This window comes from Amaricoccus macauensis (genome assembly GCF_014201905.1).
In the GTDB taxonomy this organism is placed as follows: Bacteria; Pseudomonadota; Alphaproteobacteria; order Rhodobacterales; family Rhodobacteraceae; genus Amaricoccus; species Amaricoccus macauensis.
The window spans coordinates 97,628-109,330 of the sequence record NZ_JACHFM010000005.1; the positions used below are offsets into that span (position 1 = coordinate 97,628).

An 11,703-nucleotide genomic window follows, 5' to 3' on the forward strand; every position below is an offset into this window, starting at 1 on the left:
GCCCAGGTAGACCCGCCGGGCGGACGAAATTCGGTCGACGGCAGGTCTCCTGGCTCGCGGATCGTCGCGCCGGACCGCCTTCCCGGGGCACATGCCCCAGTGGCAATTGGCCGGCACTAACCGCCTACAGTTGCGGGTACAGCTGCGGAGTTGCCAAAGACCGGCGCACCGCATTCCCTCTCCCCTCGCGGGGATTGACCGTCAGTGGCCGCTCTCTACGGCCTGCTGCGGCGCAAAGTCAACGCGGCCTGACGTGCCGCGCGCGGGCACAATCGGCTTGCCGCTGCCGGCGTTTCCGCTAACCTTGGGGCGTCGGTGTTTCCGCAAGGGAACCACGAGGGAATGCGGTGAGAATCCGCGGCTGCCCCCGCAACTGTAAGCGGCGAGTCCTGCCTCTCATGACCACTGGGGACCATCCCGGGAAGGTGAGGCCAGGGCCGTGACCCGCAAGCCAGGAGACCTGCCGGCGAATCGATTTGTCTCCAGCGGCCCTCGGGTGGAGGGCGAAAGGGTCTTGATTATGGCTACGACTTCTTCAACGAGCGCTTCCGCTTCATCGTCCTCGCTCGTGATGCCGCGCCTGATCGCGGCGGCGCTCGGCGCCTTCATCGTCGGCATGGTCGGCTTCTCGCACATGACGGTGGCGCACAATGCGGGTCACGACTTCCGGCACTCGATGGCCTTCCCCTGCCACTGAGCGGGATCGATCGACATGAGCGCGCTTCGCAACATGCTGCTTCTGGCGGCAGCGTCCGGCATCCTCGTCGCGATCGCGATGACGATCCTCCAGTTCTTCGCCACCGTACCACTGATCCTGCAGGCGGAGACCTATGAGACCGCCACCCCCGCTGTCGCGGCAGAGGCGGACCACCATCACCACGATCACGCGGCCGCAGCGGTGGAGGAACACCACCACGGCGGCGACGAATGGCAGCCGGCCGACGGCTTTCAGCGCATGGGCCTGACCGCTGTCGCCAATGTCGTGACCGCGATCGGCTTCGGCCTGCTCCTCGTCGCGGCCTCGGAGTTCGCTGGCGGCATCCGCAGCTGGCGAGAGGGGTTCCTCTGGGGGCTCGCGGGGTTCGCGGTCTTCACCCTCGCGCCGGGGCTCGGTCTGCCACCGGAGCTGCCGGGGATGCCAGCGGCGGAGCTCACGCCACGCCAGATCTGGTGGGTGGGCACCGTCGCCGCCACCGCCGGAGGTCTCGCGCTCATCGTCTGGGGTCGCGGGCCGGGGCTCGCCTTCCTCGGGCTGGCAGTGCTCGTCGTGCCGCACCTCATCGGCGCGCCGCAGCCGGCGTCGCACGAGTCGCTGGTTCCCGAGGATCTGCATCACCGCTTCGTCGTCGCGGTGACCGTCACGAACCTCGTCTTCTGGCCGCTGCTCGGCTACGCCGTCGCAGTCCTGCGTCCACGCTTCGCGGCCGAACTCGGCGCGCCGCAGCCGCGCCTTGCCTAAGTCGTCCCTCACCCTCGTCCTTGGCGGCGCGCGCTCCGGCAAGAGCCGCTTCGCCGAGGGCCTCGTCACGGCGCGGCCCGCGCCGTGGCTCTACATCGCCACTGCGCAGGCGTTTGATGACGAGATGCGCGACCGGATCACCGATCACCGTGCCCGCCGCACCGATGGCTGGGAGACCGTCGAGGAGCCGCTGGAGATCGCCGCGGTCCTCGGTGCGGTTCCGGGCGGCCGGCCGGTCCTCGTCGACTGCCTGACGCTCTGGCTCTCGAACGTCCTGCTCGCCGGTCACGACGCGGAGACCGAGGCGGCCCGCCTCGCCGCCACCCTCGCCCGGCCGCGCGGGCACTGGGTGGTGGTCGCGAACGAGGTCGGCCTCGGCATCGTGCCGGAGAACCCCCTCGCCCGCCGGTTTCGCGACGCCGCCGGCTGGCTGAACCAGCGGGTCGCCGCCACGGCCGACCGGGTCGTTCTGACGGTGGCCGGCATTCCCGTCGAGGTGAAATGATGTCCGAGTCCGAGACCGAGACCGCTGCCGGGATCGGCGATGCCGCCGCCGAGCGGCACAAGGCGAAGATGGCGAAGCGCAAGGCCGTGCAGGACGCCGAGGTCGCCAGCAAGACCATCGAGAAGGGCCTGCTGCTGGTGCACACCGGCCCGGGCAAGGGCAAGTCGACCGCCGCCTTCGGCCTCGCGCTCCGGATGCTCGGCCACGGCCACCGGGTCGGGGTCGTGCAGTTCGTGAAGGGTGCGTGGGAGACCGGCGAGCGCCGGGCGCTGGGGGCGTTCGGCGATCGCGTGGCGTGGTACTCGATGGGCGAGGGCTTCACCTGGGAGACGCAGGACCTTCGCCGCGACGTCGCCGCCGCCGAACGGGCGTGGGAGCAGGTCGAGGCGCTGATGGCCGATCCGACGATTGCGCTTCTCGTCCTCGACGAGCTCAACATCGCGCTCCGCTACGACTACCTCGCCCTTGACCGGGTGGTCGCCGCGCTTGCCGGGCGCCGCCCGGATCTCCACGTGGTGGTCACCGGCCGGAACGCGAAGCCCGCGCTCACCGACGTTGCCGATCTCGTCACGGAGTTCACGCTCGTCCGCCATCCCTTCGCCGCCGGCGTGAAGGCTCAGGCGGGGATCGAGTTCTGACGCTGCTCCCCGCACAGGCGAAGCGGCGCTGAGCATGGCCGCCCGTACCCTCATGTTTCAGGGCACCGGCTCGGACGTCGGCAAGTCGCTGATCGTCGCCGGTCTCGCGCGGGCCTACACGAACCGTGGTCTGCGCGTCCGGCCCTTCAAGCCGCAGAACATGTCGAACAACGCCGCCGTCACCGTCGACGGTGGCGAGATCGGCCGGGCGCAGGCGCTGCAGGCCCGCGCGGCCCGCGTCGCGCCCACGGTCCACATGAACCCGATCCTCCTCAAGCCGCAGAGCGATGTCGGGGCGCAGGTCGTCGTCCACGGCCGGGTCGCGGGCAATTCCTCCGCGCGCGACTGGCAGCACCGCAAGGGCACGCTGCTGCCCGCCGTCCTCGAGAGCTTCGGGCGGCTTCGCGACGAGGCCGATCTCGTCCTCGTCGAGGGGGCGGGCAGCGCCTCGGAGGTCAATCTTCGCGCCAACGACATCGCGAACATGGGCTTCGCCCGCGCGGCCGGCGCCCCGGTCGTGCTCATCGGCGACATCGACCGGGGCGGGGTGATCGCGAGCCTCGTCGGCACGGGAGCGGTCCTTGCCCCCGAGGATGCCGCGCTGATCCGCGGCTTCATCGTCAATCGGTTCCGGGGCGACCCGGGGCTCTTTCGCGACGGCATGACGCTCATCGCCGAGCGGACGGGCTGGGCGCCGATCGGGCTCGTGCCGCATACGCCCGAGGCGGGGCGGCTGCCGGCGGAGGATGCACTGGCCCTTGAGCGGGACCGTGAGACCGGGGACCGTGAGACCGGGTCGGGCGGCACAGTGCGTATCGCCGTCCCGATCCTGCCGCACATCGCGAACTTCGACGATCTCGACCCGCTCGCCGCCGAGCCAGCGGTCGATCTCGTCCGGGTTCGCCCCGGCGGCGCGCTGCCCGGCGATGCCGCGCTGGTGCTCCTGCCCGGCTCGAAATCCACCCTCGCCGATCTCGCCGCCCTGCGCGCCGCGGGCTTTGACATCGACATCGCCGCGCATGTCCGTCGCGGCGGCCATGTCCTTGGTCTCTGCGGCGGGTATCAGATGCTCGGCCGGTCGATCGCCGATCCTCTGGGCATCGAGGGCGCGCCCGGCGTCCACCCCGGCCTCGGCCTTCTCGACGTGGCGACCGACCTGACGCGCGACAAGCGCCTCGCGACCGTCACGGGCCAGACGTCAGACGGCGCGGCTTTCTCCGGCTACGAGATGCACATGGGCCGGACCGACGGCTCCGACCGCTCCCGCCCGTTCGCCACGCTCGCCGACGGCCGCGCGGAGGGCGCGACCTCGGCGGACGGGCGTGTCTCGGGCACCTATGTTCACGGTATCTTCGCCGATGACGCCCAGCGTGGCGCGTGGCTCTCGCGGCTCGGCGCCACTGCGTCAGGCACGAGCTACGAGGCCGGGGTCGAGGCGGCACTCGACGCGGTCGCCCGGCATCTCGAGACGCATCTCGACCTCGACGCGCTTCTCAGGCTAGCCCGATGACGACGACACCCGCCAGCCCGGCCGCCATCAGCCCGTCGGCGACCCAGTAGAGCCGGAGCGCGCGGCGGATGTCGCCCGGCCCGAGATCGCGCCGGCCGCCGGCGCCCATCACCGCGTCATCGACCGTGACGCCCCCGTAGCTGCGCGGACCCGCGAGGGCGAAGCCGAGCGCGCCGGCCATCGCCGCCTCGGGCCAGCCGGCGTTCGGCGAGCGGTGCCGCCCGGCATCGCGCCAGATCGCCCGGAGCGCGCCCCGCGCGGACGCGCCCGGCACGATCACCGCCGCCAGCACCAGCAGCAGCGCCGCCAGCCGGGACGCGGGCAGGTTCACCAGATCGTCGAGGCGCGCGGAAGCCCAGCCGAACGCGCCGTATCGCGCGTTCCGGTGGCCGATCATGCTGTCGGCGGTGTTGATCGCCTTGTAGGCCGCGGCACCCGGCAGGCCGGCGATCGTCATCCAGACGACCGGCGCGACAACGCCGTCCGAGAAGTTTTCCGCCAGACTCTCCACCGCCGCGCGCGACACTCCGGCGACGTCGAGCGCCTCCGGGTCGCGCCCGACGATCTGCGAGACCGCCGTTCGCCCGGCGGCAAGCCCGCCCTCCTCAAGGGCGATCGCCACGGCGCGGACGTGCTGCCCGAGGCTCCGCTGCGCGATCAGGCTCCCCGCGACGACGGCCAGCAGCACCGGCCCGAGCGACCCGGAGAGGACCATGGTGCAGATGCCCGCGGCAACGACGGCCGCCGCGATTGCCGCCAGCAGCGTCACCACGCCGCCGACCCTCCGCCGCAGGTCGGATCCGGTGTTGAGCCCGCGCTCGAGCGCCCGGATCAGCGCCCCGATCCAGACGACAGGATGCCCGATGCGGCGGTAAAGCGCATCGGGATAGCCGGTCAGCAGTTCACAGAGCATCGCGAGGAGGGGCAGGAGGGCGATCATCTGGCCGCGCCAGTGACGTGCGTCATCTCGGGGGTCTCTCCGAACGGGATGTGGCCTTTGACCAGCAGGCTGCGCGTACCATCCCCGGGGTCGGTGTGCACCGTGACCTCGACACCGAAGACGGCCCGGATCGTCGCGGGCGTCAGCACCTCGGCGGGCGCCCCGAGCCCGGCGATGCGGCCGCCGCGCAGGACGAGCACCCGGTCGCAGTACGCACTCGCGTGGTTGAGGTCGTGCAGCGCCATCACCGCCGTCACCGGCAGGCGGCGGACAAGGGCGAGGAGCGCGACCTGATGCCGGATATCGAGGTGGTTGGTCGGCTCGTCGAGCAAGAGAATGGCGGGCTCCTGCGCCAGAGCCCGGGCGAGATGCGTCCGCTGACGCTCGCCGCCCGAGAGCGTGTGCCAGAGGCGGCCGGCGAATGACGCCATGTCGACGCGCTCCAGTGCGGCGTTCACGACGCGGGTATCGGCCTCCCCGAACGGCCGGAGCGCGCTCAGGTGCGGCGTCCGGCCAAGCTCGACCGCGTCGCGCACCGTCAGGCGGTCTGCGGTTTCGGCCTGCTGCTCGACGAAGGCCAGTCGACGCGCAATGTCCCGGCGCGTGAGCCGCTGCAGTGGCACGCCGCCGAGACGCACCTCGCCCCGGCTCGGCCGGGCGATCCCGGCGAGGAGCCGCAGCAGGGTCGACTTGCCCGAGCCGTTCGGACCGACGATGCCGAGCCGCTCGCCGGGCGCGACCGTCAGGTCGATGCCGTCGAGGATCGCGCGTCCGCCGGCGTCGCGGCCGAGGCTGCTTGCAGTGAGCGTCATGTGAGCCGCCGGGCACGGATCAGGATGAGCGCGAAGATCGGCGCGCCGATCAGCGCGGTGACGACGCCGATCGGAACCACCTGCCCCGGCACGATCACCCGGCTCGCGATGTCGCAGGCGACGAGGAAGACCGCGCCCATCACCGCCGAGACCGGAACGAGCCGCCAGTGCCGCGCGCCGACGAGAAAGCGGGCGGCGTGCGGGATGACGAGGCCGACAAAGCCGATCGAGCCAACGATCGACACCATGACGGCGGTCATCAGCGCGGCCGTGCTGACCAGCAGGATCTGCGTCGCCCGCACCGGCACGCCGAGCGACGCGGCGGAATCGGCACCGAAGGTGAAGGCGTCGAGGGCGCGCACCTGCAGGAGGCAGACGAGCGCGCCGGTGGCGGCGACGGGGAGCGTCAGCGCCACGTCGGTCCAGCGGGCGCCGCTGAGATTGCCGAGCAGCCAGAACATGATCCCGCGCGCCTGCTCGGCGTTGGCGGAGCGGGTGACGATGAAGGAGGTGAGCGCGTTGAAGAGCTGCGATCCGGCGATCCCGGCGAGGATCACCGCGCCGGCACCGCTGCCGGCCGCCCTTGCCAGCAGCGCGACGATGCCGAACGCCATGAGCGCGCCGAGAAACGCCCCCGCCGACAGCGAAAGCGCGCCCGCGCCGACCCCGAGGATCGCCACGGTGACGGCGCCGGTGGAGGCGCCGGCCGAGATCCCGAGGACGTAGGGATCGGCGAGGGCGTTCCTGAGCAGCGCCTGCAGCACGACGCCCGAGAGCGCCAGCGCCACGCCGCAGCAGGCGGCGACGACGGCGCGTGCCAGCCGGTAGTCCCAGACGATGCCGGCGTCGATCGGATTGACCGCGAAACCGGCGCCGAAGAGGTGGTTCGCCGCCGTCTTCGCCACGATCCCGAGCGGAATCGCCGTCTCGCCGAACGCCGCCCCGAGGGCGAGCGCGGCGAGAATGGCACCCGTTGCCAGGAGGACGGCGGCAAGCGGCCTCAATTGGCGAGGCCGTAGGAGGTGAGCGCGTCGGCGAGCTGCTCGATACCGCCGATGACGCGGATGCCGGGCTCCATGGCGTCCGAGACCATCGCGACGATGCGGCCGTTCTTCACCGCTTCCATCTGGCTCGCCACCGGATCACTGGCGAGAAAGCCGCGCTTCTTGTCGATGTCGTCGGCCCCGAAGCGGCGACGGGTCATCTCGGCGGCGACGATCACCGTCGGATTGGCGCGGGCAATCGTTTCCCAGCCCACGGTCGGCCACTCCTCGTCGGAGGCGATGACGTTCTTCACGCCGAGCGTGTCCATGATGTAGCCGGGCGCGCCCTTTTGGCCGGCGACGAACGGGTCAAGATCGAGTTCCGGCGAGGAGAACCAGAAGACCGCCGAGATGTCGTCGATCTTCATCGCCGCGACCTTCTCCCGCGCCGCGCTCTCGCGGGCACGGAGACTGGCGACGAGTTCGGCGCCCTTGTCCTGCACGTCGAAGATCGCAGCAAGCTCGTCGATCGTCTCGTAGAGCATGTCGGTGCTGAAGGGCGCGAGGCGTGTGCCGTCGGCCCCCCTGGTGTTGTCCTTGCCGATACAGTCGGTGGGCAGGATGTAACTCTGGATCCCGAGGTCGCCGAACTGCTCGCGGGTGGCGATGCTGCCCTGCGGGCCGACGTGCCCCTCGTACTGGGCGATGACGAGGGCGGGGCGCTTCGCGACGATGCTCTCGAAGCTCGGGTCGTTGTCGGCCAGCCGCTCGACGCGGGCGTTCACGTCCGTGAACTCCGGCAGGACGTCGCTGAACCAGATGCCGGTGCCGCTCACCTTGTCGGCGAGATCGAGCGCGTAGAGGATTTCGGTCGCCATCTGGCCGAGCGAGACGGTCGAGGCGGGCGCCGCGTCGAAGGTTACCTCCACGCCGCAGTTCTGAACGGTCAGGGGATAGGTCGTCGCCTCCGCGTGGGCCGCGGTGGTGAAGGCGGCGAGGGCCGCGAGACTGCAGAGGGCGCGCATGGACTCTCCTTGCGACAGGCCGGAGAGACTTGGAGAGGTCATGCGCCTCATGCCGGCCGACGGCATGCGGATCGCACGACAGGTCTGCTGCGCGCATTCCCATCCCCCTCCGGGCCACCCCGCCCGGGTTATGGTTCCTGCGCCGGCAGGTCTCCTGGCTTGCGGGTCTCGGGCATCTGCCGCCTTCCCGGGGTCGAGCGCCCCAGTGGCATGTCGGCAGATACCTCACCGCTTACAGTCGCGGGGGCGGCTCCGGTCTGGCCCGTCCTGACGACGAGCCCCCGAATTCCCTCTTCGTCCTTTCGGACACCGGCGCGCCCCGAATGACGTGCCGGTGTCCGCCTGTCAATGCGTGCTCACAGACCCCGCCGTCTCGGGGCCCTGCCGTCTCGCGGGCCCCGCCCATTTAGGGGCTGGCCACGGTCGCCGTTGCCTCCAGCGTCGCCTTCTCGAAGTCGCTGACGAGGACGTCGAGCCGGATGGTCCAGTCGCCGGCGTAGGGCAAGAGGATCGGCCCGGCCTTCCAGACTTCACCCTCCCGGACCGCCTTGACGCGGATGGGCTCAAGGCCCCGGGCCGGGTCGGCGACACTGATCCGCACCTCGAGCGGGTCGAGCGGAGCGCCGTCGGTCGAGACGATGCCGATCTCGACCGCATTCGGCCCGGCCCGCCCGGGCGTGAGCGTCAGGGCGGCCATGACGGTCGGGCCGTGCAGATGGACGGTGGCCTGCGTGGGCACGGCCGCGAGCGCCCGCGGTGGCGGGGTCAGCCGGAAGCCGCTGGCGAGCGCGAGGATGAGGAGCCCGAGCACGATCTCCGCGACGACCGAGCGGCGGAACCGCGCGGGCGCGTCGCGGTCACCCCGGGCAATCCCCGGGGTCAGCCGGAACCGGTTGAGTACGGCGAGCAGCAGGAGCAGCGCCACCGCGACCAGCTTGACCGTCAGAAGCCGCCCGTAGGCCGTGTCGATGAGCGCCGACAGATGACGCACCTGCACCACGGCGAGCGCCGACCCGCTCAGGACGAGCAGCGCGACCAGCGGCACGGCAAACGCCGAAAACCGGTGGAGCGTCCGGGAGAGGCCGGTGTCCCGGCGCGCGGCCGCACCGGCGAGCCCGGGCAGCGCGCCGATCCAGAAGATGAAGGCAGCGGCGTGAACCGCCACGCATGTCGCCGTCAGCCAGCGCGGCGGCGCGGTGGCCGCGTGCCCGAAGAGCGCGAACGAGGTTGCCGCGAGTCCCCAGGCGACCAGCGCGACCCCCTGCCCGACGGCCCCGCCGGCGCGAAGCGCGACGATGGCCGACACCCCGGCAAGGGCTGCGAGCGCGGCAGTGCCGGCAAAGGGGCTCGCCATCGCCGCGCTCCATGCCTGCGCGCTGAAGAGGGCTGCCGCGGGCAGGTCGAGGATGTCGAGGCCTTGCAGGCCCAGCGCCAGAAGGGCGAGCGGCGGTGAGGCGGCGGCAGCGCAAAGCGCCAGTCGCGTCGCGGCGGGCGAGGGTGCGCCCGATCGGTCGATGATGCGCAGGAAGACCGCTCCCCCGGTTCCGAGGACCAGCGCGAGGGTCAGGATACCGCGGCCGAGCGCGGCTTCCCGCGCGGAAGCGCCGGTCGACAGCCCCGCGGCGGCACCCCCCGCCGTCGCTTCCCCGATGGAAAAGACGTGGCTGCCCCCGACCGGGTGGCCGTCCGCCGAGACCACCCGCCAGCTCAGGACGTTGGTTCCCGAGCTGATGCCGCCGGGCAGCGGCACGATGACCTGCGCGCCTTCGGGCCGCGGCGTCACGTCGATCGGCGCGCCGCCGCCCGAGGGGAACCACCGCGCGACGAGCGGTCGCACCGGCTCGCTGAAGCTCAGCGTCACCGCGGCCGGCGCTTCCGCGACGACGGCGGACGCGGCCGGGTCGGCGGCGACCAGCTGGGCGTGGGCTTCGGCGCGGCCCCCGGAAAGGAGGGCCGCGACCAGACAGAGGAGCGCCAGAAGTGGCAGGGGCACGTCAGCCGCCGACGGCGGGCAGCAGCTTCAGACCCGGCGCCGGGTATTCGAGGCTGTCGGGATCCTGGCCGGCGGCCGGGATCTCGATCCAGCGCTCGGTGCCGTTGGCACACTCCTGGACGACCGGAACGTAGAGGTCGGTGCCGGGCGCGAGGCTGTCCGTCAGCATGCCGCGGAACACGAACTCGTCGTAGAACGCATCGGGCAACTCGCCGGTCCAGATGACTTCGGTCACCCCCTCGGCCGTCGGCGTGCCGTGGTAGTCATAGGTCTTGGCGTACTTGCCCTTCACCGTCTCGAGGGTCCAGCCGGCCTTCGGCATGGGCTTCACGGCGATCAGGCCCTCCGGGATCTGCACCCGCACCTTGAGCGTGGGCTCGCCCTCGCAGCCGTGCGGCACCCGGAGCACCGCCTTGTAGCTGGCGCCAACGGGCGCCTCCTTCGTTTCGAACGAGACGTGCGCCTGCGCAACACCGGCAACGCCGACGGCAAGGGCCGCAGCAATGATCATCTTCGACATGGGATTTCCATCTTTCGCTTGGCCGCGCGCGCACCTGCGCCGCGAATCCGTCCGTGCCGTCCGCGCTCGCGGACAGCGGCTCGATCAGGCGATGGACTTAAGCGGGCGGGGCGCGCGCGCGGTGCGGCGCCCATGCGATCGGCTGTCCGCTCGCAACCACGTCGAGGACGAATCGGGCAGAGCCCGGCGCTTCGAGCCGGCGGGCGACGAAGGACGAATGGTCCGAAAGCGCCGGCGACGCCATGAGGACACAAGCCGAACAGTCCGGCGTATGGTGTCCGCGCTGGTCAACCGGCTCGTCATGGCCGCCGCAGATCGTCGGCAACGTGCCGTCCGGCATGGCGTAGTTGGCGGCAAAGGCCGCCCGCTCGATGTGAGCCCGGGCCTGAAGCGTCGGGGCGGCAACGATTGCGAGGGCAAAAAGCCCCGTCAGCAGTACCGCCAGCCGCCTGTGGAGTTCCACGCTCATCACGGTTCCGCGATGCTCGTTTCGGCTGGCGGTGTCAATCACCCCAGGCACAGGCTGCGCCGCTTCGTCCGCCTGCGCGCCGCGCGGATCAGCCTCCGGGTCGCAGGCTCGCGGTCACGTAGTTGACCGAGAGATCGCGGTCCGACAGCGACCAGCTCCAGCCGAGCGGATCGAAGACGAAGCCCTTGGCATCGACCGGCGCCAGCCCGGCACCGCGCAGCAGTGTCTCGAGCTCGGCCGGGGTGATGAACTTCTGCCAGTCGTGCGTGCCGACCGGCAGCCAGCGCATCACCCGCTCGGCCCCGACGATCGCCATGAGCCAGCTCTTGGGGTTGCGGTTGATCGTCGAGCAGATCATCAGGCCACCCGGCCGCAGCAAATCGTGGCAGGCCCGGAGATACCCCGCCGGATCAGCCACATGCTCCACCACTTCCATGTTGAGCACCACGTCGAAGGCCTCGCCCGCCTCGGCGAGCGCCTCCGCGGTGCCGTGGCGGTAGTCGATCGCGAGGCCCGACTGCTCGGCGTGGAGCCGCGCCACCGGGATGTTCCGCTCGGCGGCATCCACCCCCACGACGTCCGCGCCCAGCCGCGCCATGGGCTCGGAGAGCAGCCCGCCGCCACAGCCGATGTCGAGCACCCGCAAGCCCTCGAACGGCCGCGGCGCGCGGCGGTCGCGGCCGAACTCGGCCGCCACCTGGGCGACGACGTACTCCAGCCGGCAGGGGTTCATCATGTGCAGCGGCTTGAACTTGCCGTGGGGGTCCCACCACTCCGCCGCCATCGCCTCGAACTTGGCAACCTCGGCGGGATCGACCGTGTCCGTCCAGTCACTCATCGCGGGAACCT

General features: G+C 71.5%; 13 protein-coding genes and 3 riboswitches. Of the genes, 5 read left to right on the forward strand and 8 right to left on the reverse strand.

Translation table 11 applies throughout. The features are described from left to right. Nucleotides 1-22: 22 nt before the first annotated feature. Nucleotides 23-218: riboswitch (cobalamin riboswitch) on the reverse strand. A gap of 78 nt (nucleotides 219-296) precedes the next feature. After that, nucleotides 297-482: riboswitch (cobalamin riboswitch) on the forward strand. A gap of 38 nt (nucleotides 483-520) precedes the next feature. The 5 genes from HNP73_RS19715 to HNP73_RS19735 are packed head-to-tail and all read left to right on the forward strand — an operon-like array spanning nucleotide 521 to nucleotide 4,112. Continuing rightward, a complete protein-coding gene (locus HNP73_RS19715) occupies nucleotides 521-697 on the forward strand; it encodes a CbtB domain-containing protein (protein WP_184154159.1) in 177 nt (58 codons plus the stop codon). A gap of 15 nt (nucleotides 698-712) precedes the next feature. Continuing rightward, the gene (locus HNP73_RS19720) at nucleotides 713-1,459 is read left to right on the forward strand and encodes a CbtA family protein (RefSeq protein WP_184154162.1); all 747 of its coding nucleotides are present in this window, start codon (nucleotides 713-715) and stop codon (nucleotides 1,457-1,459) included. Further along, nucleotides 1,452-1,964 carry a bifunctional adenosylcobinamide kinase/adenosylcobinamide-phosphate guanylyltransferase gene (cobU, locus tag HNP73_RS19725; RefSeq protein ID WP_184154165.1) on the forward strand — a complete coding sequence of 171 codons (513 nt, stop codon included), beginning with the start codon at nucleotides 1,452-1,454 and terminating at the stop codon, nucleotides 1,962-1,964. Before HNP73_RS19720 ends, cobU begins: the two co-directional genes overlap by 8 nt. After that, a complete protein-coding gene (gene cobO, locus HNP73_RS19730; RefSeq protein ID WP_221288894.1) occupies nucleotides 1,961-2,602 on the forward strand; it encodes a cob(I)yrinic acid a,c-diamide adenosyltransferase in 642 nt (213 codons plus the stop codon). Before cobU ends, cobO begins: the two co-directional genes overlap by 4 nt. Before the next feature lie 34 nt (nucleotides 2,603-2,636). Further along, on the forward strand, nucleotides 2,637-4,112 hold the full coding sequence (locus HNP73_RS19735; RefSeq protein WP_184154171.1) for a cobyric acid synthase: 1,476 nt from the start codon (nucleotides 2,637-2,639) through the stop codon (nucleotides 4,110-4,112). Here the strand turns inward: HNP73_RS19735 and cbiB are convergent. The 8 genes from cbiB to ubiG all read right to left on the reverse strand — a co-directional run bounded on the left by cbiB (nucleotide 4,096) and on the right by ubiG (nucleotide 11,692). Further along, nucleotides 4,096-5,052 carry an adenosylcobinamide-phosphate synthase CbiB gene (gene cbiB / locus HNP73_RS19740; protein WP_184154174.1) on the reverse strand — a complete coding sequence of 319 codons (957 nt, stop codon included), beginning with the start codon at nucleotides 5,050-5,052 and terminating at the stop codon, nucleotides 4,096-4,098. The two genes, HNP73_RS19735 and cbiB, sit on opposite strands and share 17 nt — an antisense overlap. Then, a complete protein-coding gene (locus HNP73_RS19745) occupies nucleotides 5,049-5,864 on the reverse strand; it encodes an ABC transporter ATP-binding protein (RefSeq protein WP_184154177.1) in 816 nt (271 codons plus the stop codon). The genes cbiB and HNP73_RS19745 overlap by 4 nt, the downstream gene beginning before the upstream one ends. Beyond that, entirely contained in the window at nucleotides 5,861-6,868 is a 1,008-nt protein-coding gene (locus HNP73_RS19750; protein WP_184154180.1) for a FecCD family ABC transporter permease, read from the reverse strand. Before HNP73_RS19750 ends, HNP73_RS19745 begins: the two co-directional genes overlap by 4 nt. Beyond that, nucleotides 6,865-7,872, reverse strand: a complete 1,008-nt coding sequence (locus tag HNP73_RS19755) for an ABC transporter substrate-binding protein (protein WP_184154183.1) — start codon at nucleotides 7,870-7,872, stop codon at nucleotides 6,865-6,867. Before HNP73_RS19755 ends, HNP73_RS19750 begins: the two co-directional genes overlap by 4 nt. Before the next feature lie 127 nt (nucleotides 7,873-7,999). Further along, nucleotides 8,000-8,201: riboswitch (cobalamin riboswitch) on the reverse strand. A 77-nt stretch (nucleotides 8,202-8,278) separates the two neighbouring features. Then, a complete protein-coding gene (locus HNP73_RS19760; RefSeq protein ID WP_184154186.1) occupies nucleotides 8,279-9,865 on the reverse strand; it encodes a CopD family protein in 1,587 nt (528 codons plus the stop codon). A 1-nt stretch (nucleotide 9,866) separates the two neighbouring features. Beyond that, nucleotides 9,867-10,385 (reverse strand): YcnI family copper-binding membrane protein, encoded by a 519-nt coding sequence (locus tag HNP73_RS19765; RefSeq protein WP_184154189.1) that lies wholly within the window; start codon nucleotides 10,383-10,385, stop codon nucleotides 9,867-9,869. A gap of 97 nt (nucleotides 10,386-10,482) precedes the next feature. Continuing rightward, entirely contained in the window at nucleotides 10,483-10,854 is a 372-nt protein-coding gene (locus tag HNP73_RS19770; RefSeq protein ID WP_184154192.1) for a hypothetical protein, read from the reverse strand. Between the two features lie 88 nt (nucleotides 10,855-10,942). Beyond that, the gene (gene ubiG, locus HNP73_RS19775) at nucleotides 10,943-11,692 is read right to left on the reverse strand and encodes a bifunctional 2-polyprenyl-6-hydroxyphenol methylase/3-demethylubiquinol 3-O-methyltransferase UbiG (protein WP_184154195.1); all 750 of its coding nucleotides are present in this window, start codon (nucleotides 11,690-11,692) and stop codon (nucleotides 10,943-10,945) included. Nucleotides 11,693-11,703: the final 11 nt, after the last annotated feature.

What these genes read in the sequence shown, in the direction of transcription:
- HNP73_RS19720 (WP_184154162.1), top strand. Translation starts at nt 713, where the DNA reads ATGAGCGCGCTTCGCAACATGCTGCTTCTGGCGGCAGCGTCCGGCATC.
- cbiB (WP_184154174.1), bottom strand. Translation starts at nt 5,052, where the DNA reads ATGATCGCCCTCCTGCCCCTCCTCGCGATGCTCTGTGAACTGCTGACC.
- cobO (WP_221288894.1), top strand. Translation starts at nt 1,961, where the DNA reads ATGATGTCCGAGTCCGAGACCGAGACCGCTGCCGGGATCGGCGATGCC.
- HNP73_RS19755 (WP_184154183.1), bottom strand. Translation starts at nt 7,872, where the DNA reads ATGCGCGCCCTCTGCAGTCTCGCGGCCCTCGCCGCCTTCACCACCGCG.
- HNP73_RS19770 (WP_184154192.1), bottom strand. Translation starts at nt 10,854, where the DNA reads ATGAGCGTGGAACTCCACAGGCGGCTGGCGGTACTGCTGACGGGGCTT.
- HNP73_RS19735 (WP_184154171.1), top strand. Translation starts at nt 2,637, where the DNA reads ATGGCCGCCCGTACCCTCATGTTTCAGGGCACCGGCTCGGACGTCGGC.
- HNP73_RS19765 (WP_184154189.1), bottom strand. Translation starts at nt 10,385, where the DNA reads ATGTCGAAGATGATCATTGCTGCGGCCCTTGCCGTCGGCGTTGCCGGT.
- HNP73_RS19715 (WP_184154159.1), top strand. Translation starts at nt 521, where the DNA reads ATGGCTACGACTTCTTCAACGAGCGCTTCCGCTTCATCGTCCTCGCTC.
- HNP73_RS19745 (WP_184154177.1), bottom strand. Translation starts at nt 5,864, where the DNA reads ATGACGCTCACTGCAAGCAGCCTCGGCCGCGACGCCGGCGGACGCGCG.
- ubiG (WP_184154195.1), bottom strand. Translation starts at nt 11,692, where the DNA reads ATGAGTGACTGGACGGACACGGTCGATCCCGCCGAGGTTGCCAAGTTC.